Below are 25,467 nucleotides of genomic sequence, written 5' to 3'. Positions count from 1 at the left end.
TGATTTAAGCTATGCGTACACCGATTGGTCGGGGGATTGGCCGTCGAGTGAACACAAGGGGCGACACATAGCGGGGGGATTTTTGTGACTAGTGCACAGGCGGAGATTTCGGCTACCCGAAAAGCGGGGCCGCAGCCTATGACAGGCACAATCGCGCCGGATGCGCCTCCAGAAGCGCCGGAGCCACAGCCGGTGCCGCTGATGCGTGCACTCATGCCGTTAATCATGGTCGTGGCGGTGGTCGGCATGGTGGTGTTGATGTTTGTCTCTGGGATGGGACGTAACCCGATGTCGTTTATGTTTCCGCTGATGATGGTGTTTTCCACTGTGGGCATGATGGTGTCGGGCGGGGCGGGAAATAAGGACATGGCACCGGCGCGGAAGGACTATCAGAGGCATTTGTCCAGTATTCGCCGCGCGGTGGCGAAAGCAGCGAGGATGCAGCGTGAATCGGCGCAGTTTATCCACCCTCGGCCTGGAACTCTGTGGCAGCTGGGGGCGATGGGGCGGGCGTGCGAGCGTCGAAAGGGGGACTCGGATTTCTTGCAGCTGCGCATCGGGGTGGCAACGCAGCAGCCCGCAACGCCTGTAACACCACCGGCAATTCCGGCGCCCGAGAAACTGGATCCGGTTTCCGCCGTAGCACTGCGGGAAGTTATTCGATCGGCTCGTCAGGTTGAGGGAGTGCCCTTTGCCATAGATGTGTCGGCCTTTGAGATTATCGCGCTCACTGGAGATACCGCGGCGCAGGGGCTGGCTCGAGCGATGGTCGCCCAAGCTGCTGCGCTGCATCATCCGGAGGATTGCCTGATTGCAGTTGTGGGAGATGAGTGGGAATGGCTGAAATGGACGCCACACCACGGACACCCCGCAGTTACTGATGCCTGTGGCCCAGCGCGGTTGCGGGCGGCGACGTGTGTGCAGCTGACTGAGCTGCTCACGGCTATCGACACACTGCCAGCTGCTGTGCTGATTGTGCTGACGGATTCGAACGGACAGCTAGATGTCACTGAACTGACACCGATTTTTGACGCGGCGGGGTCGGAGACCTCGGTAGTTTTGCTGACCGTCGTGGAAGCGCAGTCAACGTTGTGGGAGGCAGCGGTTCACCATGGCATCGCGCTGGTTGTTTCCACTACTGCTGTGCATGCGGAAACCGCGTCCGGACGGGAGGAGATTGGCGTACCTGATCAGCTGAGTCCAGCAGAAGCGGAGGTGCTTGGGCGGAGCTTGGCGCGTTTTGAAGTGCCAACAAGCGCAGATGATTCTGTTAAGACCTCGGAAGACCCGGTCATGGAGGAGCTCGGGCTGTACCCGCCTCCGACAACTCTGCGCTACCGACCGCGCTACGGCAGTGCTCGTCTGCGCATTCCTGTTGGAGCTGATGACGGTGGTGCTCCGGTCTATCTGGATTTTAAGGAGAGTGCTGAGGGCGGCATGGGGCCACACGGTCTGTGCGTTGGTGCCACAGGGTCGGGTAAGTCGGAATTCCTCCGAACGACCGTGGTAGGGCTCGCAGCTACGCACAGCCCGGATCAGTTGAACTTTGTGCTGGTGGACTTCAAAGGCGGGGCGACGTTTCTGGGACTGGATCAATTGCCTCATGTCTCGGCGGTGATTACCAACTTGGAGCAGGAGCTTATCCTGGTCAACCGCATGGAAGACGCACTGCGCGGTGAGATGACGCGGCGCCAAGAGCAGCTGCGCGCTGCAGGGAATTTCGCCGGTGTCAGCGATTATGAGCAAGCCCGGCGCGCTGGGCAGATAGATGCGCCACCCATGCCCGCGTTGCTGATTGTGGTGGATGAGTTTTCAGAGCTGCTCTCCGCACGCCCGGAGTTTGCTGAGCTCTTCGTTGCGATTGGTCGGTTGGGGCGCAGTTTGCACATGCATTTGCTGCTGGCCAGTCAGCGTCTGGAGGAAGGCCGCTTGCGCGGGCTGGAAAGCCATCTTTCCTATCGCATTGGGTTGAAGACCTTTTCCGTCGCGGAGTCCCGCAGCGTGCTAGGTGTTCCGGACGCCTATCATCTGCCGGCCATCCCGGGCATTGGGTATATCAAATCTGCTGCCGCCGAACCGGTGCGGTTTCGGTCGGCGTATGTTTCCGGCCCGGTGGTCCGTCCGCAGCCTATTGACGGTGCGACGGCTGGGGCAGAGCAGAGGCTGCAGGGGCAGGTCGCAGCTGTCACTGAATTTACCGCTGAAAATTGGACGCGGGAGGCTTTCGGTGCGTCGTTAAGCGATGGTGGAATGGTGGACCCGCCTGCGCAGACATCGGAGCAGACGGTGCTCGGTGCCGTGGTGGCAGCGGTGTCGCACGTACCGACACGTGCGCATCGGGTGTGGCTGCCGCCACTACCGGAGGCCATCGAGCTTCAGCCCGACGAGCAGCTGCCGCGACAGCGATTGACCGGTGTGATTGGGCTGGTGGACAAGCCGCTGTTTCAGCGTCAGGACCCACTGCGTATTGACCTGCGCACGACCGGCGGGCACATGGCAATCGTCGGAGCGCCGCGGTCAGGAAAGACCACTGCCGCACGCACAGCGATCCTCGCGCTTGCCGACGGCATCAGCGCCCGTGACCTGCATTTTTATATCGTCGACTGTGGTGCGGGCGGCTTGAGCGACCTGGCTGAGTTGCCGCATGTCGCGTCGGTTGCACACCGCGGAGACGAGGAGCTTATTCGCCGTACGATTGGTTTCTTGCGTCGTGAGGTAAGTCGTCGGGAACAGCTCTTTCGCACTAATGGATGGCTCTCTCCGGAAGTAGCACGGGCGGCAGGACAGCCGGATTCGGTGTTGGTCATTGACGGCTGGGGTGCGTTCAAAACGGAGTTTCCGGCGCTGAGTGACGATGTGCAGGCGCTGGTTGCAGATGGATTGGCGGTGGGAATTCATGTCCTGCTCACGGCCTATCGCTGGACGGACATGAGACCTGCCGTTCGCGACCTGATTGGTACTCGGATTGAGCTGCGGCAGGCGGAGTCGATGGATTCAATGATTGATCGTAAGGCGGCGGAGCTGGTGCCGGAGAGCCCAGGACGCGGAGTCGCGCCGGGCGGGTTTGCGATGTTGGTAGCTCTCACCGGTGCTGCGGACACCAAGCGGATTGCAGAGACGGCGCCGCACGGTGAGCAGGCACCAAAGCTCCAGTTGTTGCCGCGGCGGATTGATATTGCGCGTTTGCCACGACCAGCGGCCGCGACGAGAGGTGCGATTGCAGTGGGGCTCGAAGAAGCCGGTCTGGGCGCGGTGATATTCCACCCAGAAAAGGATCGTCACCTGCTGATATTCGGTTCGGCAGGCAGTGGCAGAACCGCCGCGTTGAGGGGTATCGTTCACCAGTTGCGGTACTCGCAGTCGGACTCGAAATTCGTCGTAATCGACTACCGCCGTGGGCTAATGGAGGCCGTGCCCCAAGAGCGGCTGGCCGGTTATGCGGGCTCGGCTGCGGTGGCGACACCCATGCTGGCAGAGCTGGCAGAGGTACTGAAGGCTCGTCTCCCGCAACCGGATATCACCCCAGCGCAGTTGAAGGCCCGAAATTGGTGGAGTGGTCCAACCATCAATGTCATCGTGGACGACTATGACCTCGTGGCCGGCTCGCGGGGTAACCCCTTGCAGCCGCTGGCAGAAGTCATCGCTCACGCCGCCGACATTGGGCTCAATATCTTTTTCGCCCGTCGAATCAGCGGGGCGTTGCGTTCCCTCCACGACCCGGTCATGGGTGCGGTTAAGGATCAGGGGGCCAGCGTCTTTGTCATGGACGGTACACGTGATGACGGCCCCATCCTCGGCGTAAAACCCTGCGAACAGCCGCCGGGTCGTGGCTATTGGGTGGCGCACGGCCAGAGTCCGCAGGTTGTGCAGTTGGGGTGGTTGGATACCGCTGGTGACCAGGAGGACAGTTGATGATTCGGGTCGAATCTTCCTCCACCACCCAGACCCCGACGCTGCGCCACGGCACCTGGCACCTGTGGGGACTCGCGGCACCTGCAGACACCGCAGAACCGGCGGTGCATGGCCCTAGACCGCTTCTCGAGAGCATGCAAACAGTCATTGTGCCCAGCTATTGGGGTGCTGTGCGACAGTGCCGGTTGGCCTCCGCGCTATTGGCTGCTGAACTCAATCCGTACATCCTGACGCTTGCCGACGCCGTTGTGGAACTCGATGAGGCAACTGTGTCTCATAGCGTGTTGGTGGAAGTAGAGGAAACGCGTGTCTGTGTCACTCGTCTGAGCGGGGGCCACATTGCCAGTCGGATGACACATTTGGTCGGAGCGAACGACAGCGCACCATTGGTGGAAACAGTCATTGCGCTGGCTTATCAGCTGACCATGTATCCGGATGCGCCCCAGGGGATACCCGATGATGTGGAAGTTAGTGGTGGGCGCGGTATCACCGAGTATCCGCCCCGCTGGCAGGAGGATATTGAGTTCATCGTCGGCGAGGTTCCACCCGGGCTAGCGAACCCGCGGCGAGCTCTACTAGTCGATCGTCTGCGCGACCGTGGATTTCTAGTCTTCGACTGCCCAGCCTCGCGGCTCGGGGAGTGCGTAAATCCGGCCTGGTTGAAAAACATCGGCGACGCTGAAGTCGGTGAAGTGGAGCGGTCGGAGGATTTCGCGGGGCGGCGTCCTGCAGCCAGGGCAGAAGTCAACTCAGCGTCGAAGCAAAGCACAGTTGTGTCAGTAGCTGCCGTTGGTTTGTTGACGCTGGTGGTTCTGATTGTTGGGATCGCTGCATGGCTCGTTAGTGGCGGCATAGCCAGCGAGAACGAGGGAAGACAGAAGCAGCGTGAGACGTCGCACGCACAGGCTGCTCCTGTTACTACGCCACCTGTAACTAAGCCTCCACCTACATCGAAACCGGTTCCCGATTCTGCTCCAATAGTCAAACTGACCAATGCGGGCGTGGAAGCTCGGTTTCCCGGCGGGTGGGAGCTTGACTCGGCAAGTCCGTTAGACCGTCTGATTGCGGTGGATGGCGGAGATATGCGCGTCTTGGTGCTCGCTAGCCCGCTTTCGCAGGACATGGCGCTTGAACATCTAGCCGCCGCTTTGAGCAGCTCCGTTGCCGGGGATGAGACAAAGTCCGCGCCGGAACGCAGACAAGTACTGGGCACCGATGTCGTAGTCGTCGAGGAGCGGCTGCCGTCAGGTAATTCGATAGTGCTCTGGCATCACAAAGTGATGGACGGAACTCAAGTCAGTGTGGGGTGCCAGTTCAGAGGAAGGACTATTGCGCCGGTACGACCCGTATGCGACCAGGCAGTAGTAAGCGCTCGGCCGGTGCCGTAATACGCAAGGGGCGTAGAGAAGGTGACCAGGGGATGGGCGGGGGGGGTAGGCAGGGGTAAAGGTTGGAAAACCAAAATGGAACCGAATCGGGGTTTTTCGCGCCAAACAATATGACGGGTTTTTAACGCGGGAAGCTGGCTGGCTCGCGCGGGGAGGTAAAAATGCCGTCGTTAATCAGTCACTCAACACGAATAAGGGGGAAACAGTGGCAAACCTATTTGCAGCCGAATCAGATCAAATGACCACTACCGCGGGGGACGTCGATGGCGTCAACTCGGAAGTACAGGGCGAGCTGGGTCGCATTCGAGGCGTCGTGGACGGTCTGGCGGGGGAATGGAAGGGCCAGGCTAAAGACAGCTTCGATGATCTGATGCTTCGTTGGGATGACGCAGCTATGCGTCTATCCAATGCGCTGACGGATATCGCGGATAACATCCGCGCAAATTCCAGCAGCTTCGATGCGGGCGAGGACGAGGGGGCGTCGTCGTTCAAGCAGGTGGCAGCAGCGGGTGCGTCGTTGCTGAACCTCTAAACGTTTTATCGAATCGCACAACCACAACACTGAATCACACAACACACATCACCTTTTGGGGAAAGGGTTCTTAATGCAACCAATTAGGTACAGTTTTGGCGGCATCGACGGTGCTGCCGATGACATTCGGTCCACTTCTGGCACCATCAACGGGCTGCTCGGAGATTTGAAGAAGCGCATCGCGCCGATGGTCTCTACGTGGGAGGGTGACTCTTCGGATTCTTACCAGGAGGCTCAGCGTGAATGGGACACAGCAGCGGAGGAGCTCAATATGATTCTCACGACTATCGCGGATACGGTCAGCGCAGGTAGCCAGCGAATGGCGGATATTAACCGCCGCGCGGCAGCTAGCTGGGGATAGCTTGGTTCCTGCTTGAGGCACTTTTGATTGAGCTATGTAACCGGGGGAGGGGAGGACATTGCTCAATTGAGATCTTCAGTTAGGTATCTGCCTTTGAAGTACTCTTGCTAGCAGCACTCCAGGGGGGAAAGGCCAGTCTCAGCAGTTTGCGGCTGAGACTGGCTTTGGCATTTTTTGTTCTAGTGCCATCTCAAGGTAGAGTAGTCAAACTGTGTGCGCACACGTGAATGTTGCCTCGGGTCTCCACCGGCCGCCGGGGAATAACAACAGTGTGCACGGTGGCTGGCAAATCTACACGGACCCTAAAAGGAGTCATGTTGTCTACTTTCCATCCGAAGGACGGTGACATCGAGCGCAAGTGGTACGTCATCGACGCTACCGACGTTGTTCTCGGCCGTCTGGCTACTCACGCCGCAGACTTGCTGCGCGGTAAGGGCAAGGCTTACTTCGCCCCTAACGTCGACTGCGGTGACCACGTCATCATCATCAACGCCGATAAGGTGCACGTCTCCTCGAACAAGCGGGAACGTGAGATGCGCTACCGCCACTCGGGCTTCCCGGGTGGCCTGAAGTCGATGACCCTGGGTCGTTCCCTCGAGGTTCACCCGGAGCGTGTTATCGCTGAGGCTATTGAGGGCATGATGCCGCACAACAAGCTTTCGCGTGCGTCCATCAAGAAGCTGCACGTCTTCGCCGGTTCCGAGCACCCGTTCGCCGGTCAGAAGCCTGAAAACTACGAGATCAAGGCGGTGGCACAGTGACCAACCCACAGGACGTCAATGAGAACCAGAACGTAGAGGCCACCGAGGCTTCCTACGATGATGTTCAGGCTGCCGCTGCTGCTGCCACTGAAGAGTTCACCTCTTCCATCGGCGACGCAGTTGCTACCGAGACCGAGGCTGAGGCTGCTCCGGCTGCACCGCTGACCCTGGATCGTCCGATTCAGACTGTCGGTCGTCGTAAGCGCGCTGTCGCCCGCGTCGTTCTGACCGCTGGTTCCGGCAAGATTGTCTGCAACGGCCGCGAGCTCGAGGATTACTTCCCGAACAAGCTGCACCAGCAGGAGATCAAGGATCCGCTGGTCCTGGTCGAGCGCGAGAGCCAGTTCGACATCAAGGCCAACATCAACGGTGGTGGCCCGTCCGGTCAGGCCGGTGCTCTGCGCCTGGCTATTGCTCGTGCCCTGAACGAGTTCAACCCGGAGGAGCGCAGCGTTCTCAAGAAGGCTGGCTTCCTCACCCGCGACGCTCGTGCTGTCGAGCGCAAGAAGGCTGGTCTGCACAAGGCCCGTCGCGCACCGCAGTACTCCAAGCGTTAAGCTTTACTGCTTCGAAAAGCACCTCAGTTTGCGTATTACACGCAAGCCGAGGTGCTTTTTTGGTTAAAGTCCGCAGTGACCAGGCATGGCTGCATTTTTGGGACAAGCCCCGTACGTTAGACTTTTATCCGTTAAAAACTGCCGCGAGAATCGTTTATCGCGGTGCGATTGCAGTGCGATGAAAGTGCGATTGCAGTGCGATGGGAAGAAGGAAACCGTATGGCGGTGAGCACCACAGCCACCAAGACCTCCGACGCGAAGAGCTCCTCTAGCTCGTCGTCGGTGGCGAAGCATCCCTTCCGCATTCGACGCGTACCAGGCATTGATGGGCTGCGCGGTCTGGCCGTTGCCACAGTGGTGATCTACCACTACTTCGATAATGTGCTGCCCGGTGGCTACATCGGTGTGGATATCTTCTTCGTGCTCTCCGGATTTCTTATCACCTCGCTTCTGGTGCGCGAACGCGCGGTCACTGGGCGCATCGATCTAAAGGACTTCTGGCTCCGTCGACTGCGCCGCATCGCTCCGGCTGCGATGTTCGTGTTGTTTATTTCCATCGCCGTCGCAGGTCTGGTCGGCGGGGATCCCGCTGTTGGCTTGTCGACGCAGTTTCTCGGCACGGTCTTTTTCGTCAATAACTGGACGCAGATTGCGGGTTCTCAGTCCTATTTCGCGGATTCCGGAGTGCAGCTGTTAGCGCACTACTGGTCACTGTCGGTGGAGGAGCAGTTCTACTTGCTCTGGCCATTGATCTTTGTGGCTCTTCTCGCCCTGAAGCTGGCATCTCGCAAGCTGGCAGCAGTGGCGGGCATTGGGGCGGTTGCTTCTTTCGTGTGGATGGTCTCGCTCTATGATCCGAAGGTCGACCCCACGCGGGTCTACTACGGCACCGATACTCACGCCTTTGGACTCCTGTTTGGCGCGGCCCTCGCATTGTGGTTGACGTCGACGTCGTCACGCGCGGAAGCGGACTCCTGGCCACGCACAGAACCCCTGCTGCGGGACTTCTTTGGCAGTTCCGCCCAGGCTTTCGTAGTGGCCTCGCTGCCGCTGATCTTCCTTTCGTTGGTTTTGCTGATGATGTCGGATACCGCGTCGGCGACTTACCGCGGTGGGTTGGTGTTCGCCGTTGCTGTCGGCGGCGATTCTCTATCTTGTCGTTCGCGGTGTCTCACCCGTGCGTCAGATTTTTGAGTTCAAGCCACTGTGCTGGCTGGGAAAGATTTCTTTCTCGCTGTACCTGTGGCACTGGCCGGTCATCGTGCTCATCCGCGAACTGTTGGAGCGCAGTGAGGCCATGCAGTATGAGAACCTCGCTGCCTGCGCAGGTATTGCGCTATCGCTGCTTTTGGCGAACTGGTCATACAAGAATGTGGAATCGCCAATTCGCCGGATGGGTTACCGCCGTTGGATGGCGCAGTTTTCGGGCACGCAGTTTGCCGGTTCCTGGAAGCCGCGCGTTGCAGCAGGGCTGGCGCTGGTCGTCGTGGTTGGTGCAGTTGTGGGAATGGCTACGGCGCCGAAGATGACGCGTTTGGAGGCACAGCTACAGGAGGCAGCTGAGCGCCGTGCGCAGGCTCAGAAGGCGGAGGAAGCCGAGTTGGCCAAGCGCGTTATGCCGCGTGGTGACCAGATCACCGCTATCGGCGACTCTGTGATGCTCGCCTCGGCGTCCGCGTTGGAGGAGAAGCTGCCCGGCATCTACATCGATGCGGCAGTTTCCCGTGGTTATCCGGCCGCGCCGGAGATTATCGCCAGTATGAAGGCGGCGGGTACGCTCGATCCATTCGTTGTGCTGGGTCTTGGTATCAACCAGTCGGCTGCGGCATCGGACGAACACCTGTTGGATGAGATTCTCGATTCGCTGGGTGACGACCGCATCATTGTCCTAATCAACCCGTACGGTGATCGCGTGTGGATGCCTCAGTCGGAGAAGGAAGTCCTCGACGCGGCAAAGAAGCGCGACAATGTCTATGTGGCTGACTGGTGCCATGGTGTGCGTGACGATGTGTCCAAGCTGCGCGCGGACCTTATCCACCCGACCCCGGATGGCGCTGAGGTCTATGCCAATGCCGTGGTCGATGCTTTCCAGCAGTATGCGAAGAACAAGAAACGCATTCCGGACACCTGCGGAATCTAATAAAAATCTAGTTAGTAGTGTTTCCACGGTAAAGTAAGTGGCTGTGGCCAAACAAAAGTCTTCCTCCAGTCACCGCGGATTAAAGATTTTCCTCGGCATCGTCCTCGGTATCTTCGCGCTCTTCGGTGTGTTTTACGCTGTCGATTACGTGCTGAATAAGGACCATGTCCCGCGCGGGTCGACCGTTGCGGGGATTGATATCAGCACGCTGAGCGCGAATCACGCTGAGGCGAAGCTCGAAGAGCAGCTCGGTGATCTTTCCACTCATCCAGTGGCGTTGCGTGCCGGCGAACGCACGGCGGAGGTTCTGCCCGAGGACGCGGGGCTGAGCATCGACTGGGAGAAGACGGTCGCGCAGGCGGGCAAGCAGACGGCGAACCCAGTTACCTGGGTGCGCAGTTTCTTTACTACCCGTGAGCTGGATTTGGTCAGCGATATCGACAGCTCTAAGTTCGAGCCGCAGGTCGACCGTCTCGTCGGCGAACTGACTATTGCTCCCGTCGATGGTGAGGTCAAGCTTGTCGACGGCCGCGTGGAAACAACTCCACCGGTCATCGGCCAAGATGTCGACCGCAATGCGGTCAGCGGGGATTTGGCCGCCAAGTGGTTGTCGCCGGAGGGCATCGATGTAGAGACCACCGCGCACGACCCGGCTATCGGTGAGGATCAGGTCCGTGAGGCAGCTGAAGGAGAGGCCGCCGATGCGGTGTCGGGCCCCATTGTTGCCAAGGGCCGCGATGGCAAAGATGGTGTAATTCCGCCGGAGCGCATGGCTGAAATCATCAGCTTTGTGCCGCGCGACGGTGGATTGGCCGCCGATATCAATGTCGACCGCGCACGCGAGATCCTCGAGGAGGGGCTGGCTGCTTCCGAGGTTGATAAGCGCAATGCGTCGATACGCTTTAGCGGTGGTGCGCGTGAAGTGGTCCCCTCGGTTGATGGCGTAGCCGTGAAGTGGGATGAAACTATGAAGGACTTCGCCGAGCGTGTGACTTCGACGGATAAGCGCGAGTTCGATGCGGTCTACGAGGACAAGCCCGCCACCTACACCACCGAACAAGCGGAAAGTGCCACCTTCGATGATGTCATTGGTGAGTTCACCACCGGTGGCTTCAGCTCGGCATCGGGAACAAACATTGCCCTGGTGTCGCAGATGGTCAACGGCGCATTCGTGGCGCCGGGCGATACATTCAGCCTGAACGGCTACACGGGGCCGCGCGGTACTGCGCAGGGTTTTGTCGAGTCGGGCATCATCCTCAACGGCCATGCGGATAAGGCTGTCGGCGGTGGCATTAGCCAGTTCGCCACCACTTTGTACAATGCTTCGTACTTTGCGGGCATGGAGGATGTCGCGCACACCCCGCACAGTTACTACATTTCGCGTTACCCGGCCGGCCGTGAGGCGACGGTGTACGAGGGCGCAATCGACCTAGCGTTTAAGAACAGTTCCGACACTCCGATTCTCATCGAGGCTGTTACTACTGGCTCCGACGTCACTGTGCGCATCAAGGGTGTGAAGAAGGTCAACGTCGAGTCCATCAATGGTGGCCGTTGGGCATACACGCAACCGCAGCGTATGCAGGTCAGTGGCAGCTCTTGCCAGCCGTCGTCGGGTGCGCAGGGCTTTACCACTTCCGACACACGCGTCATTCGGGACCTCTCGGGCGCGGAAATATCGCGTGAAACTCAGACTACGGTTTATGACCCGCAGCCAATTGTGTCCTGTGGCTAGTCTGGATTCGCCTGCGCGACCGGCTAAAGTAATACAGCATTGACAATGCAATAGTCCGCGATACCAAAACTCATAAAACCCCCAAGGAGTGGTCTAGCAACAATGGCACGTCTTTTCGGAACTGATGGCGTCCGCGGTTTGGCGAATAAGACTCTGACCGCACCGCTGGCAATGCGGCTGGGTGCTGCTGCGGCCACTGTGCTGACTAGCGGCACGAATCCGTCGGGGCGTCGTCCCCTGGCCATTGTTGGCCGCGATCCGCGTGTCTCCGGTGAGATGCTCGCCGCAGCGCTGTCTGCCGGCATGGCTTCCCAGGGCGTCGACGTTTTGCGTGTCGGCGTGCTGCCCACTCCGGCTGTCGCTTTCCTCACCGACGACTACGGTGCCGACATGGGTGTGATGATTTCGGCTTCTCACAACCCCATGCCGGACAACGGCATCAAGTTCTTCGCCGCGGGCGGCACCAAGCTTGACGACGCGGTGGAGAAGGAAATCGAACACGCTCTCCACAACCTGCCGGAGACCGGCCCCACGGGCACCGGAGTGGGTCGTGTCATCGAGGAGGCCCCAGACGGGCTCGACCGCTACCTGTTCCACCTCTCCCGTGCGGTCAGCACCAAGCTCGACGGCATTCGCATCGTGGTGGATTGTGCAAATGGTGCTGCTTCGCAGGCCGCCCCGATGGCGTACGCGGCCGCCGGTGCCGACGTCGTCGCTATTCACGACAAGCCGAACTCCTACAACATCAACGACAACTGCGGTTCCACCCACATTGAGGTTTTGCGCGCGGCAGTGCTGGAGCACGGCGCGGATCTGGGGCTGGCTCACGATGGCGATGCCGACCGCTGCCTGGCTGTGGACTCGCAGGGCAACATCGTCGATGGTGACCAAATCATGGCCATCCTGGCCGTCGCCATGAAGGAAGAGGGGCTACTGCACCACAACACGCTGGTGGCCACTGTGATGAGTAACCTCGGCCTCAAGCTGGCGATGGAGGAAAACGATATCGCCCTGCGTACCACCAAGGTCGGCGACCGCTATGTGCTGGCTGATTTGAACGCTGGCGGTTACTCGCTCGGCGGTGAGCAGTCGGGACACGTGGTCATTCCGGATCATGCGACCACTGGTGACGGCACCCTCACGGGTCTGTACCTCATGGCGCGGATGGCACGCACCGGTAAGTCTCTGGCTGAGCTGGCCTCCGTAATGAAGGTGCTGCCGCAGACTCTTATCAACGTGCCGGTGTCCAACAAGGCCGCAATTCTGGAGTCTGATGAGGTCAAGGCCGCCATCGATGCAGCCGAGGAGAAGCTGGGTTCCACCGGTCGCGTGCTGTTGCGCCCGTCCGGCACCGAGGAGCTCTTCCGCGTCATGGTGGAGGCCGCCGATGCGGAATCGGCCCGCAAGATTGCCGGGGAGTTAGCTGCGGTTGTGGCCGCAGTCTAGAGTCAGGAGTGTGGAAATGAATGACGCGCCAGAGGACATTAAAGCCCGCTTTGCCCCGGGTGAAGCCGACATCCAGGTAGAGGTGGTCGATCGTGACGGTCGGGTTCTCGGTACCGTCGGCAAGCTTGAAGCACACGTTCCACCGGGAATTTTGCACCGTGCTTTTTCTCTTTTCCTCTTCGATGAGCAGGGACGCATGCTGCTGCAGCGCCGTGCGGAGTCGAAGTATCACTCACCACTGCTACTGACGAATGCGACCTGCTCGCACCCACTGCCGGGGGAGCCGGTGGCCGATGCCGTTGAGCGTCGTGCGAAGGAAGAGCTCGGTGCGGATGTCTCCCAGTTGGAGGAAATCGGCATTGTTATCTACCAGGTCATCGATGATCGTTCGGGATTGGCGGAGCACGAGTACAACCACGTGTACGCCGGCATCGTCGATCCGAAGTCGGTGGATATCAACCCCGATGAGGTCGATGAAGTGGTGTACGTGACCCCGCAGGAGCTCGCAGAACGTCGTGCGAACGAACCGATGACGGAGTGGTTTAACCACGTCTGGGGTGTCGGGGCGGAGAAGTTCTCCAAGTACGGTTTCGACATTGCGGGTGTGCCGGGTATCCATGGCCCAGCGGAGGCGCAGGCTGCCGCGCAGTCGGTTTCGGAAAAGGATGTGTAGCTTCGTGACCAGCGTAGAAAACGCCAGCGTCGACGACTTCGGCCTCGACAAGTCCGAGGAATTGGAGACCGGGGAGTTCTATGCCCTGGCCAATGAACAGGGTGCCGCATTCGGTGAAGGCCATGCCAAGTCGATTTTGTTGGGCGAGCACTCTGTCGTCTACGGCAAGCCGGCTATCGCACTGCCGGTGACGTCGCTGCGCACGATGGCGTGGATTGACCGCGTGGAGGATTCTCCAGTCCTGTTTTCCATGGACGGCGAGGTCATTGACATCGACGAGCTGCCGGAGCGCTTTGCCTCCATCGCCGCTGCACTCCGCGCTGGCCTGCGCACCTTCGGTATTCCCGAACGCGACCTGCTGGTTCGTCTCCGCTCCGGTATCCCGCCCGCCGCAGGGCTGGGTGGTTCTGCCGCAGTGGCACATGCGCTTATCGACGCAGTGCGTGACCTCGCCGATGGCACTTTGACCGAGCGTCAGCGCTTTGACCTGGTGCAGGAAGCTGAGCGTCTGGCGCACGGTAACCCCTCTGGCCTGGATGCCACGGTTGCCCGCGCATCGCGTCCGGTTTACTTCAAGCAGGGTGAGTTCCATCCGCTGAAGGTGGCCAAGAAGATGTGGCTAGTGCTGGGGGATACCGGTGTGCGTGGTTCGACGTCGCTGGCCGTTGCCCGCGTGCGTGGTTTCGTCGATTCCCACCGAGTCCACGGCCAAGAGTTGCTGGACCACTTGGGGCAGCTGGCCGATGGCGCGGTGCACAACCTGGCCAAGGGCGATTTTGCCCGTCTGGGACATCGCATGGACTCGGCGCAGGAAGCGCTAGAGGAACTAGGTGTTGGGCATGAGTCCATTACCGATCTCGTCACTGCCGCCCGACTGGCAGGTGCCCACGGGGCAAAGCTCACTGGTGCCGGTTGCGGTGGCTGTGTGATGGCGCTGGCAGAGTCCGCCGATCACGCGGAACTGATTAGCCATGCCATGATGGGCGCCAATGCCGTTGCTACTTGGACTGTGGAGGTAAATCCCTCGTGACCACGACCGCTACCGCCGTCGCTCATCCCAACATCGCCCTGATTAAATACTGGGGCAAGCGCGATGAGGCCGTGCAGCTACCGGCCACAGGTTCGCTGTCCCTTACTCTGGGCATCGCTCCGACGACGACCACGGTGTCGCTTATCGACGATCCCAGCGTCACCGCGGACTCGGGCACTCTGAACGGCCAGGAGATGGTGGGCAAGGACCTCTCCCGTGTCCAGAAGTTTTTGGATTTGGTCCGCGAGCGTGCGGGCAGCACTAGCTTCGCAGAGGTGACCAGCACCAACGAGATTCCGACGGGTGCGGGTCTGGCTTCGTCCGCGTCGGGTTTTGGCGCTCTCGCGCTGGCCGCGGCGAAGGCCTACGGCCTGGACTACACCCCGGAACAGCTCTCGGCTCTGGCCCGTCGCGGTTCGGGCTCGGCCTGTCGCTCTATTTTCGGCGGCCTCGTTGAGTGGCTGCCCGGCGATGACGATGCTTCCAGCCACGCAGTGGCTCTGCCGGATTCCGGCCTGGATCTCTCCCTGGTCGTGGCGGTTTTGGCCCCGGGGCGCAAGAAGATTGACAGCCGTGCCGCCATGCGTCGCACGGTCGAGACATCACCGTTCTTCCCGGCCTGGGTGGAGCAGGTGCCTCGTGATATCGAGGACATGAAGGCCGCCATTGCCGCTGCGGACTTCACTGCGGTCGGTGAGCTCGCTGAGGCCAACGCCATGCGCATGCACGCCACCATGCTGGGGGCTCTGCCTCCGGTGCGTTACTGGAATCCGGATTCAGTGGCGGCTCTCGATCTCGTCGCTACGCTGCGTGACGAGGGCACCGAGTGTTACGCCACCATGGATGCCGGGCCGAACGTGAAGGTGCTGTGCCGCAGCGGCGATGCCGAGAACATCGCGGATCGTTTCCGCGCAGAGTTCGAGGATATTGACGTGCTGGTTTCCGGTTCCGGCCCTGGCGCTTACCTGGTGTAGCTGGGGGAGTAGTTGAGCAACGCTAAAGGCGGACCTATCGAAGGCGAGTCCATCGGCCGTGGCTGCGGCAAGCTGTACCTCACTGGTGAGTATGCGGTGATGGATGTCGAGGGGCTGGCTGTCATCGCAGGAGTCAACCGCTATGTGACGGTTCGGTGCCACGGTGCCGAACCATCGCAGCCGGTCTCTCGCGTGTACTCCAGCTATTACGGCCCGCAGGGGCGTGCCATTGATATCGATGCACCAGATGACATCGCGACCCATACGATTTCCCTGGTCTATCGCATTGCTGCGGGTGAGCTGGAAAATATCCCAGAGAGTCCCATCAATATCGTCATTGAATCAGACCTCGATGACGCCGACAGTGGTGCGAAGTATGGCCTGGGATCCTCCGGGGCTGTCGCTGTGGCTGTAACTCGTGCGCTGGGGACGCACCTAGGTCTGGAGCTGGATTCACTGGACGTGTACAAGATTGCGATGGTGGCCACGCTTCTGGCTGGTGCAGCTGGTTCCGGCGGCGATATCGCGTGCTCCGCGCACGGCGGGGTGGTGCTCTATCGCCGGCCGAATCCGACGGCGCTCGCAGAGCTCGTGGCGGCTGATCCTGTCGCTGCCGTGGCGGCACCGTGGCCGAATCTTCGCATTGACGCCCGCACCGACCTCGGTGGGCTACAACTGTTGGTCGGCTGGACGGGCAGTCCGGTGAAGACGGACTCGCAGTTGAAGAAGGCCGGTGGCGCAGACCGTGATTTTGTGCGCGGGGTCTCGTCGATAAGCGAAAGACTCTGGCAGGCGCTTGCCGACGGCGACCACACGGCGGCGTTTGCCTGCCTGCGTGAGAATCGGACGCTGCTGCAGGACTATGAGCGTGAGCGTGCTGTGTGCATCGAGACGGAGAAACTGAAAGCGCTCGCCGACATCGCCGATGGCGCGGGGGCCGCGGGCAAGAGCAGTGGCTCCGGTGGTGGTGACTGTGGAATCGCGCTGGTGGGAGTCTCAAAAGATGCCGATGCCGAGGAGACTGCCGCGGACATCACCGCGCGCTGGCAAACCGCTGGCATCCAGCCGTTGCCGCTGAAGCTGGCCGCTCAACTTTGACCACAGTTTTTTGACCGTAGAATTTAAGACAGCTGAAATTTACAGAAGCTGGGAACCGAAGCTGCATGCAGCTAGAAAGGGTCGCTTAGGACAATGGCTGAAAAGAGCTCGCACGACCTGGAATATGCACACGTACCGCTGAGCTGGATTGGTCCGGTGCGCATTAGTGGCAACGTCATGAATGACGAGGTGAAGATTCCGCTGGCGACTTACGAGACCCCGCTGTGGCCGTCGTGTGGTCGCGGTGCGAAGGTCTCCCGCATGATCGAAGGTGGCATTACCTGCACTTTCGTCGGTGAGAAGATGACCCGATCGGTGATTTTCACTCTCGACTCGGCAGCTGATGCCGTCATTGCGCGCGACAACATCCTGTCTCGTTATGACGAGCTGAAGAAGGTCGTGGAGTCCTCCTCGCGTTTTGCCAAGCTGGTAGATATTCACTTCCAGATCGCATCGCGTCTTCTCTTTGTCCGCTTTGACTTCTTCTCCGGTGACGCCTCGGGCCACAACATGGCCACGCTGGCGTCTGAGCGTTTGATGTCCTACCTGATGGAACAGATGCCAGAGTTGGGCTATGGCTCGATCTCGGGCAACTTCTGTACCGATAAGAAGACTTCCGCAGTCAACGGCATTCTGGGCCGCGGTAAGTACGTGATCGCCGAGGCCGTCATTCCGGAGCCGGTTGTCCGCGAGCGTCTGCGCACAACTGCCAAGCGCCTGGCTGAGCTCAACGAACGCAAGAACCTCGTCGGCTCCATCATGGCCGGTTCGCTGCGCAGCGGTAATGCGCACTACGCCAATATGCTGCTGGGCTTTTACCTCGCTACCGGTCAGGACGCTGCGAATATCGTCGAAGGCTCGCAGGGGCTGACGCAGGTAGAGGCGCTTGACGACGGCTCCGTGCGCTTTAGCTGCACCCTGCCACATTTGATCGTCGGTTCCGTGGGCAACGGCAAGGGCTTGGACTTCGTGGAGAAGAATCTCACGGCGCTGGGCTGCAAGGAGGACCGTGAGCCGGGCGAGAATGCCCGTCGTCTAGCAGCGTGCTGCGCGGCAATCGTCTGGTGTGGTGAGCTTTCCCTGCTCGCGGCACAGACGAACCCGGGTGAGCTGATGGAGGCGCACGTTTCTATCGAGCGTGCGAAGTAGTGGTTTGTGAATAGTCGTTTGCGACAATTCGCAAAACCTAAGACAAATCTCAGGTAAACGCGCTAGATTTCTGTAGTAGGCAATTAACATTTTGTGGGCAAAATATCCCGTGGTCTGATGACTGCTCTGATGGCCGTTCTGATGACATGGGGGATGTTTCGTTGCCCGTTATTTCTTAAAAATCTGTAGAGGTAGTGAAGGCACGGTTTTGATGACAACAAGCAATGTGACCCCGATCGGTATTGATGACATCGCCTTTGCGACGGGTTCGTACTGCATTGACCTCGCCGATATTGCGCCCCGACTCGGAGCGGAACCGGCAAAGTACCACAAGGGCCTGGGGCAGGAACGCTCCAGCGTGGTTGCCTCTGATGAAGATCCGGTGACGATGGCCGCGACCGCGGTGAAGAAGATCGTCGACCGCCACGGTATCGACGGCGTGCGCACCATCATGTTCGCCACTGAGACCGGTATCGACCAGTCGAAGGCCGCTGCTGTCTATGTGCATGAGTTGGTCGGTCTTGACCCGCACGCGCGCTCTGTCGAGCTGAAGCAGGCTTGCTACTCCGGTACCGCGGCGCTGCAGTTCGCGTGCGCTCTGGTGGCCCGCAATCCGGAGGAGAAGGTCATCGTTGTCGCCTCCGACATTGCCCGCTATGACCTGGACTCCGCTGCGGAGCCGACCCAGGGCGCAGGTGCTGTAGCCATGCTGGTGACCGCTAATCCGCGCATCCTGGCTATCGATGCGGCTTCGGGCGTCTTTACCCGCGAAGTTATGGACTTCTGGCGGCCGAACCACCGCAGCCAGGCGTTGGTGGAGGGCAAGCTCTCTATTAGTGCTTACATCGACGCTGTTCAGGGTGCTTACGAGGACTACCGTGCCCGCGGCGGTGTGGACTTCAGCGAGATTGACTACTTCAGCTACCACCAGCCGTTTACCAAGATGGCCTACAAGGCGCACCGGCAGCTTTCGGCCAATAACGGTGTGGAGCTCACCGCGGAGGACGAGGCCCGCCAGCTCGGCCCAACCACCGAGTACAACCGCATCATCGGTAACTCCTACACCGCATCGGCCTACTTCGGCCTGCTCTCGCTGCTGGATACCGAGAAGGACCTGGCTGGTAAGAAGGTCGCTGTTGTCTCCTACGGTTCCGGCTCGGTTGCTGAGTTCCTCACCGGCAATGTGGTCGAGGGCTACGAGTCCCAGTTACGCGCCGCAGATAATGCGCGTGAACTGGCTGAACGCGTGAAGCTCGATGATCCGACCTACTACCGCCACGCTCAGGTGACGCATGAAGATCCGGGTGAGTACTCCAACCTGGGAGACGACGCCCTGATTGGCACCGGCCCATTCAGCTTCACCGGTGTTGAGGGGTGTAAGCGCATCTACCGCGCTCGTTAGCCCCCGGGGGCACCCGCGCTAGTACTTAGACGGAACCGAATCCTCTTTTTTCGCGCCTAACAGTAATAAGAACTGTTTTTCGCGGGGAAGGGGATTTTTCGTGTCCGCACGTTTTACTGGAGGCAGTGGCGGAGGCTTGCTGCACTTTTCGGAAGATGCAGTGACAGCGGCTGCCCGAGAGATCGAGCAGCGCGGCCGTGAAGGCCATGAGCGGTGGGGAAGCGCTCCTGATATTTCCCCAGCAGATTGTGGCCAGGGTTTTGCCGCCCAGGGGCGCCGTCTGCAGCAGGCGGCAGCGAGGCTGCGTGAGCACGGGCAATCGATGTACGCGGGACTTGGCAATCATGCTCCGGCAGTGCGGGAACAGTGGCGTGTCTTTGCAGGCTGTGACAGCGCCGGGAGCGCCGACCTCGGTGGAATTGAGGTAGTGGACTGATGCCATGGGTTGCTCGAATTCTTCCGATATTGGTGCGTGTTATTGGCCGTGGAAGCCGTATTGGAGCCAAGCGCGGGGTTGGCGGCATCGGCAAGAATCTGCCCAAAGTCTTGGATAAGGTGCGACGCGCTGACGGCTGGAAGGGCAGCGCCCTGTCCAAGTTCTCTAACTCCGTGGGGTTGATAGCCTCCGCGATAACTATTGCTATGGCTTTCGATTGGGGCGGTTTGAAAGGCGATGCCGCCGACGCCGCCAAGGAGCGCTGCGATAAAGCTGCGCAGGACTGTGCGAATCAGGATGAGCAGTCCGCCAATGGCGCGCAGAGCGTCGGCGAGTGCGGCAAGAAAGTCGACGAGGTCCTTGAGGATTGCGAGAAGCAGGCCGAAGATATGGCTGAGCAAACCGACGGCATCCTCTCTCAGTGCGAAGCGCTTGTCGACGATCCGGAGGTCGGCGCCGAAGCCGCACAAGTGGCCCAGCAGGTGTGTAACAGTCTCGTCGACTCCACTGGTCAGCTCTACGATGCGCGTAATAGTTGCATCGAGCAGTGTCTTGAGCAGGCAGCGTGTGACACTGAGGCCGCGGTGGTCGCCACCCCGCCGCAGCCTCCTACTGTTCCAGCCAGTTCGGGTGCTACCTCGGCGGCCTGTGCAGAGGTGGCTGAGTCTGGGAGTGGCGAAGGAGCTACTGTAACCGGTGGCAACGGTGCTACCGCTGGTGGAATTGGGGTCGTTGCCAACGTTGATATTGGGATAGAGGCAGGCGTTGCTGCTGGAATATCCGTTGGAGGTGCCATTGGCGCTGCCGGGGCGGCCAGTATCGCTGGAATTGCGGGAGCTGTCGGGGTTGCAGGCAGTGTCGCGTCCTCACTGCTCAACTTAGACATGTGCACGGAGACGGAAGAGCCAGTGTGCGAACAGGCACCTGCGCCAGCACCAGCACCAGCACCAGCTCCTGCGCCGGAGGACTGTGTGCCGGAACCCGAACCAGAACCCAAGCCCGAACCTGAACCCAAGCCCGAACCTGAACCCAAGCCCGAACCTGAACCCGAGCCCGAACCTGAAAATGTTCCTGAACCGCCTCCTCCAGCTGAGAAACTAAAGCACTTGGGAATCGAGCTGCCACAGGAGACGCAAGCAGAACAGCGAGCGGAACCGCAGCCAGAACCACAAGCAGAGCCGCAGCCAGCACCAGCCCAGGATTCGGCAGCATCAGTGCAGGAATCTGCTTCAGCTGTGCCCGAGCCCCCTGAGCAGCCCAACGCCCAGGAGCTTGTGGGCGCGGTCAATTCGCCAACGGCAGGTGAGTGGTAATGGGGAGTAAGCATGCCGCGAAATATGACCGGATTGGGCAGGCCTATTACGACGCTGCTGCAATGACTAGGCAGGAGTTCGATACGGCGGTACAGAGGGCACAGAAAGAATTGCAGGGTTTGGAGGAGCGTCGTAAAGCACGCGAAATTAAGGAGAGGGAGGTGGCGGCGGGCGTCGAAAAGCAACAAAAAACCGCCCGACCGAAGGGAACCGTTACGCGGTTGTTCGGGCGGGCGGGGAAAGGGACGCCGACGGTGAAGTCGATTCGGGGCGTGTCCTGAAGCGTGGCCTAGTGACTACTTGCCGGGAATCAGCGAGTGCTCCGGGTTTTCCGGCAGCTCCTTGATGAGCCACTCCATGTCGCGGTTAGTTGTGCCCTTGATAGTGGCGGTCGGGTCTGCGAAATCTGAGTACTTCTTGTCGTCACCGACCGTGGCCAGCAGGAAGCCTGTGAGTGCGGCGCGCGCGACCTCCTGGTACTTCACCTTGGAGGAAGAGAAGCCCGCTAGACGACGGAGAAGAGTTGTTTCCGAGAAGCTGCCCTGGTCAGCCTTGTCTACTTCGCGGTAAACGACATCGCCCTTCCACTGAACAGCCAGGCGAGCCGGGTTGCCGCGATCGAGCCACTGATCCTCGCCAGGGGCCAGGACGAGGCCCGGGGCCGAGACATTAGTTGCAGCGGCGCTGGAGGAAGGCGCGGTAGTTGCGGGGAAGACGCAGCCAACGCCGGAGATGAGGTCGTGACCAGCAGCGGCGAGGACGGCTACACCCGCGCCCATGCCGTGACCGGCAACGCCAAGCTTCTTCGGGTGGACGACGACCTTGCCCTCACCGAGGCGGACACCAGCGAGAATCTGGAGCGCTGTCTCCAAATCGTTGGCGAGACCACGGTGATCTGCCACGATGCCATTTTCGGTGTCCGGAGCAGCGACCGCGATGCCCCACGAAGCTAGGTGACGCAGCGTGGCGTGGTACTCCTCAATCGGTGTGCGCCAATCGTGTGCGAAGGCGATACCGGGGATGCCATTGCCCTCGGCAGGCGTGTAGACCTTTCCCGGCAGGCCAGTAAAAGCTAGGTCACCGACCATGACGCGGTGCGGTCCACGCTTGGAAAGATTAGATGTCAGAGTCTTCAAGTTGTCAGCCACAGTGAATAGCTTAACTATAAGGTGCATACCTTTGCTGAAAAAGTGCCAGGATGAGCGAGAATGTCTATTTCGTTATGACGATTTTCCGCTTCGCGGGTTATTCTGTAGGGCATGTGTGGAATCGTTGGATATGTGGGCCATCAGCCCGCCCTGGATATTGCTGTCGATGCGCTACGACGCATGGAATACCGTGGCTATGACTCCGCGGGGGTTGCCATTGTCGACGATCAGGGGCATATCACTGTAGAGAAGAAGGCCGGTAAACTCGCCAACCTCGAGGCTGCCCTTGATGCGGATGGGCGCGACAAAATCACTGGAACCACCGGAATTGGGCACACCCGCTGGGCTACCCACGGTCGCCCAATTGATGAGAATGCCCACCCACACCAGTCCTATGACGGCAAGGTGGCTATCGTCCACAACGGCATTATCGAGAACTTTGCTCCGCTACGTCAGGAGCTGGAGGATGCCGGCATTGAGCTGAAGTCCGAAACCGACTCCGAGGTCGCCGCGCACATGCTCGCACGTGCCCTGGACGGTTCCGACGGCGGATCTACCGCTGGTGATTTCGAGGCCTCTGCGCTGTCCGTGCTCAACCGCCTCGAGGGTGCTTTCACGCTGTTGTTTACTCATGCAGACCACCCGGATCGCATCATCGCTGCTCGTCGCTCCACTCCGCTGATTGTCGGAGTGGGCGAAAACGAAATGTTCCTCGGCTCTGACGTTGCGGCTTTCATCGCGCACACCCGCGAGGCCGTGGAGCTGGGGCAGGACAACGTCGTCATCATCACCGCAGATGATTACCGCATCCTGGATTTCGCCGGCAACGAGCAGCAGGGTCGACCATTCACCATCGACTGGGATCTCGCCGCAGCCGAAAAGGGTGGCTATGACTCCTTCATGATGAAGGAAATCCACGAGCAGGCTGCCGCCGTCCGCGATACGTTGGCCGGTCACCTCGTTGACGGCCGCATCGTTCTCGACGAGTCCCGCCTGAGTGACCAAGATCTGCGTGACATCGAGAAGGTCTTCGTCGTCGCCTGTGGTACCGCATACCACTCCGGTTTGTTGGCCAAGTACGCCATTGAGCACTGGGTTCGTATCCCGGTCGAGATTGAGGTCGCGTCCGAGTTCCGCTACCGCGATCCGGTGCTGGACCGCCAGACGCTGGTGGTCGCTATTTCGCAGTCGGGCGAGACTGCTGACACCCTTGAGGCCGTGCGACACGCAAAGAGCCAGGGCGCCCGCGTGCTGGCTGTCTGTAACACCAACGGTGCACAGATTCCACGTGAGTCTGACGCCGTGCTCTATACGCACGCCGGCCCGGAGATTGGTGTTGCTGCAACCAAGTCGTTCCTGGCGCAGGTAGCCGCAAACTACCTGGTCGGTTTGGCTCTTGCCCAGGCACGCGGCACTAAGTACCCGGACGAGGTCACTCGCGAGTTTGAAGAGCTGGAGACCATCCCGGCACTGATTGACAAGGTCGTCGCTAAGGGCGATGAGTTCATCGACACGGCCAAGGAAATCGGTGCTATTCCGACGATGCTCTTCCTCGGCCGACACGTTGGTTTCCCAGTCGCACTTGAGGGTGCGCTGAAGCTCAAGGAGCTTGCCTACATTCACGCAGAGGGGTTCCCGGCAGGCGAGCTCAAGCATGGCCCAATTGCACTCATCGAGGATGATCTTCCGGTCGTCGTCGTAGTGCCATCGCCGAAGGGGCGCGCCGTGCTGCACTCCAAGATTGTCTCCAACATCCAGGAGATTCGAGCCCGAGGTGCCAAGACCATCGTGATTGCCGAAGAAGGGGATCAGTCGGTGGTTCCTTTTGCGAACTACCTGATTGAAATCCCGGAGACGTCCACGCTGCTCCAGCCGCTGTTGTCTACGATTCCGATGCAGTTCCTGGCAGCTGAGATCGCTCGCCAGTGCGGTAACGAGGACATCGATAAGCCGCGCAACCTGGCTAAGTCAGTCACCGTCGAGTAGTTCGTCCTGCTTTCGTCGGTACTGCTCAATCTCCGCATCGAGTTCTTCATCCGTGAGGGACTCGATGCGTTTTTCTTCCTCCTCTGTTAGCTCCCAGACCTCGTCAGGTACGTCGCAAAATGACAACATCCAATCGAGGTTGCGTTTCTGAATCGTCTTCATCTTCCGTGTCACGCGCTGATGAAAAGTTTGCTTGCCGACGTTCTTTAGCGGCCCAACTGGAATGCTAGTCGCGGTGTCTCCATCACGGGAAGTCCACACTTCTGTTCCGTCGGGGTACCTGTCGATGTTCCAGCCCTCGTGCGTTTTTAGGTTGTGGTGTCGGCGGCAGAGACAGTGCAGATTCTCCGTGTCAGTCGGCCCGCCCTGCTCGGGATTGTCGTAGTTATACGGCTGAATATGGTCCAGGTCGCACTTGGCTGCCGGGACGTCGCAGCCGGGGAAGCGGCAGGTACCGTCACGCCCACGGACGCGAGCCACCTGGCTCTCGGTGGGGCGGTAACCATCCACCTTGCTATCGGCGGAGATACGGATGTGAGTTGCGCGAGCAATCCATTCTTCGGTGGCTACCTCGCTCAACCAGCCGACGCCATCAATCCATGCTGGCCCACCGCCGACCTCGCGGTAGACATTGATGACAATCTCGGCATTGGTCGAATTCTGTGCCAGCTGTAGTAGCGCTTCCGCCTGCGTGCACTGTTCACCGCGATTGATTGCGGTGTTGCGAATCCCCTGGATTCTTGCCATGAGCTCGGTCGCGCGGTCGTTTTCAAGGATTGCTGTGACCTTTTTGTGCTTGCCATCGCCCGTGTCGGCGAGTGCGACCGCTTCGCCTTCTGGAACCCGTTGGGTGCCGTCGTTGCGGGCGCAGTCGTTGTACTCAGAAACCAAGTCGCCGATTAGACGAGACAGCGTGTAGACACCAACCATTGCTTGTCGAGGTCGCGTCGGAGTGAGCATTTCCAAAAGATGGGGCTCTACCGTGTCGAACCGATCTGGTGACAGCCCGGCAACGCCATTGGCGATGGCGCGGAGATGGGCTAACGAGAAACAGAAGGTGGATTCGATGAGAGCCCGGACTTTTGGTAGGCGTTCGAACATCAGCGCAATTTCGCACAGCGTAGAACACTTGCCGCGGCTAAGGCCGGTTCGAATGCTTATGCGGGCAAGATGGTGATTGACATCGACCTCGTCACCGGGAGCGCAGATATCGATGAGTTGAAGGTCTGCGGCGTTGATGGCACGGGCCGCGATGCTAATCGGGTCGTCGGATTGCTGGTTGGCCCATGAGGGCTTTTGACCTGGTGCTGGAAGTTCTGTGGGCGGCGATGACATTGGTTATCCCCCTGATTACTACGTGTCCGCCGGAGAATTGAAGATTGTGTTCTGTGGTGGAGAGAAGCGTGGTGGAGGCTGTGTCAACCAGTCC

General features: G+C 60.0%; 20 protein-coding genes and 1 pseudogene. 19 read left to right on the top strand and 2 right to left on the bottom strand.

Going from position 1 to position 25,467, the window contains the following annotated elements:
* Nucleotides 1-84 precede the first annotated feature (84 nt).
* From eccCa to QKE19_RS05030, 18 genes and pseudogenes are all read left to right on the top strand, one after another.
* On the top strand, nucleotides 85-3,912 hold the full coding sequence (eccCa, locus tag QKE19_RS05115) for a type VII secretion protein EccCa (RefSeq protein ID WP_347890511.1): 3,828 nt from the start codon (nucleotides 85-87) through the stop codon (nucleotides 3,910-3,912).
* Nucleotides 3,912-5,300, top strand: coding sequence for a type VII secretion-associated protein (locus QKE19_RS05110; RefSeq protein WP_272707972.1), 1,389 nt, complete (start codon nucleotides 3,912-3,914; stop codon nucleotides 5,298-5,300). Before eccCa ends, QKE19_RS05110 begins: the two co-directional genes overlap by 1 nt.
* Before the next feature lie 205 nt (nucleotides 5,301-5,505).
* Entirely contained in the window at nucleotides 5,506-5,832 is a 327-nt protein-coding gene (locus QKE19_RS05105; protein WP_005510029.1) for a WXG100 family type VII secretion target, read from the top strand.
* Nucleotides 5,833-5,905: 73 nt separating this feature from the next.
* The gene (locus tag QKE19_RS05100; RefSeq protein WP_016422090.1) at nucleotides 5,906-6,193 is read left to right on the top strand and encodes a WXG100 family type VII secretion target; all 288 of its coding nucleotides are present in this window, start codon (nucleotides 5,906-5,908) and stop codon (nucleotides 6,191-6,193) included.
* A 317-nt stretch (nucleotides 6,194-6,510) separates the two neighbouring features.
* On the top strand, nucleotides 6,511-6,954 hold the full coding sequence (gene rplM / locus QKE19_RS05095; RefSeq protein WP_005509852.1) for a 50S ribosomal protein L13: 444 nt from the start codon (nucleotides 6,511-6,513) through the stop codon (nucleotides 6,952-6,954).
* Nucleotides 6,951-7,511, top strand: coding sequence for a 30S ribosomal protein S9 (rpsI, locus tag QKE19_RS05090; protein ID WP_016422091.1), 561 nt, complete (start codon nucleotides 6,951-6,953; stop codon nucleotides 7,509-7,511). Before rplM ends, rpsI begins: the two co-directional genes overlap by 4 nt.
* Before the next feature lie 219 nt (nucleotides 7,512-7,730).
* Nucleotides 7,731-9,651: pseudogene (locus tag QKE19_RS05085) on the top strand (acyltransferase family protein).
* 43 nt (nucleotides 9,652-9,694) lie between these two features.
* Nucleotides 9,695-11,383: a VanW family protein gene (locus tag QKE19_RS05080; RefSeq protein WP_347890510.1), complete on the top strand. Its 1,689-nt coding sequence runs from the start codon at nucleotides 9,695-9,697 to the stop codon at nucleotides 11,381-11,383.
* A gap of 102 nt (nucleotides 11,384-11,485) precedes the next feature.
* Complete coding sequence (glmM, locus tag QKE19_RS05075) at nucleotides 11,486-12,829, top strand: phosphoglucosamine mutase (protein ID WP_347890509.1); 1,344 nt, start codon at nucleotides 11,486-11,488, stop codon at nucleotides 12,827-12,829.
* Between the two features lie 16 nt (nucleotides 12,830-12,845).
* Nucleotides 12,846-13,502, top strand: a complete 657-nt coding sequence (idi, locus tag QKE19_RS05070) for an isopentenyl-diphosphate Delta-isomerase (protein ID WP_016422095.1) — start codon at nucleotides 12,846-12,848, stop codon at nucleotides 13,500-13,502.
* A 4-nt stretch (nucleotides 13,503-13,506) separates the two neighbouring features.
* On the top strand, nucleotides 13,507-14,532 hold the full coding sequence (gene mvk, locus QKE19_RS05065) for a mevalonate kinase (RefSeq protein ID WP_101687816.1): 1,026 nt from the start codon (nucleotides 13,507-13,509) through the stop codon (nucleotides 14,530-14,532).
* The gene (gene mvaD / locus QKE19_RS05060; protein ID WP_016422097.1) at nucleotides 14,529-15,506 is read left to right on the top strand and encodes a diphosphomevalonate decarboxylase; all 978 of its coding nucleotides are present in this window, start codon (nucleotides 14,529-14,531) and stop codon (nucleotides 15,504-15,506) included. The genes mvk and mvaD overlap by 4 nt, the downstream gene beginning before the upstream one ends.
* Nucleotides 15,507-15,518: 12 nt before the next feature.
* Nucleotides 15,519-16,604 carry a phosphomevalonate kinase gene (locus tag QKE19_RS05055; RefSeq protein WP_347890507.1) on the top strand — a complete coding sequence of 362 codons (1,086 nt, stop codon included), beginning with the start codon at nucleotides 15,519-15,521 and terminating at the stop codon, nucleotides 16,602-16,604.
* A 93-nt stretch (nucleotides 16,605-16,697) separates the two neighbouring features.
* Nucleotides 16,698-17,753, top strand: coding sequence for a hydroxymethylglutaryl-CoA reductase (locus QKE19_RS05050; protein WP_049190384.1), 1,056 nt, complete (start codon nucleotides 16,698-16,700; stop codon nucleotides 17,751-17,753).
* A 211-nt stretch (nucleotides 17,754-17,964) separates the two neighbouring features.
* A complete protein-coding gene (locus tag QKE19_RS05045) occupies nucleotides 17,965-19,155 on the top strand; it encodes a hydroxymethylglutaryl-CoA synthase (protein WP_048731506.1) in 1,191 nt (396 codons plus the stop codon).
* Nucleotides 19,156-19,255: 100 nt separating this feature from the next.
* Nucleotides 19,256-19,591: a hypothetical protein gene (locus QKE19_RS05040; protein ID WP_347890506.1), complete on the top strand. Its 336-nt coding sequence runs from the start codon at nucleotides 19,256-19,258 to the stop codon at nucleotides 19,589-19,591.
* Between the two features lie 32 nt (nucleotides 19,592-19,623).
* Nucleotides 19,624-20,904 (top strand): procyclic acidic repetitive family protein, encoded by a 1,281-nt coding sequence (locus QKE19_RS05035; RefSeq protein ID WP_253689089.1) that lies wholly within the window; start codon nucleotides 19,624-19,626, stop codon nucleotides 20,902-20,904.
* On the top strand, nucleotides 20,904-21,185 hold the full coding sequence (locus QKE19_RS05030; protein WP_049190377.1) for a hypothetical protein: 282 nt from the start codon (nucleotides 20,904-20,906) through the stop codon (nucleotides 21,183-21,185). Before QKE19_RS05035 ends, QKE19_RS05030 begins: the two co-directional genes overlap by 1 nt.
* A 15-nt stretch (nucleotides 21,186-21,200) precedes the next feature.
* Here the strand turns inward: QKE19_RS05030 and QKE19_RS05025 are convergent, their stop codons facing one another.
* Complete coding sequence (locus QKE19_RS05025) at nucleotides 21,201-22,052, bottom strand: dienelactone hydrolase family protein (RefSeq protein ID WP_049169967.1); 852 nt, start codon at nucleotides 22,050-22,052, stop codon at nucleotides 21,201-21,203.
* Between the two features lie 111 nt (nucleotides 22,053-22,163).
* Here QKE19_RS05025 and glmS point away from each other — a divergent pair, with 111 nt between their 5' ends.
* Nucleotides 22,164-24,038: a glutamine--fructose-6-phosphate transaminase (isomerizing) gene (gene glmS / locus QKE19_RS05020; protein ID WP_049193252.1), complete on the top strand. Its 1,875-nt coding sequence runs from the start codon at nucleotides 22,164-22,166 to the stop codon at nucleotides 24,036-24,038.
* Here the strand turns inward: glmS and QKE19_RS05015 are convergent.
* Nucleotides 24,021-25,373 carry an HNH endonuclease signature motif containing protein gene (locus tag QKE19_RS05015; protein WP_347890505.1) on the bottom strand — a complete coding sequence of 451 codons (1,353 nt, stop codon included), beginning with the start codon at nucleotides 25,371-25,373 and terminating at the stop codon, nucleotides 24,021-24,023. The two genes, glmS and QKE19_RS05015, sit on opposite strands and share 18 nt — an antisense overlap.
* Nucleotides 25,374-25,467: the final 94 nt, after the last annotated feature.

The organism is Corynebacterium sp. c8Ua_99 (genome assembly GCF_039907185.1).
Taxonomy (GTDB): domain Bacteria; phylum Actinomycetota; class Actinomycetes; order Mycobacteriales; family Mycobacteriaceae; genus Corynebacterium; species Corynebacterium jeikeium_D.
The sequence above is the reverse complement of the archived record's forward strand: the minus strand, read 5'-3'. Positions and strand labels throughout refer to the sequence as shown.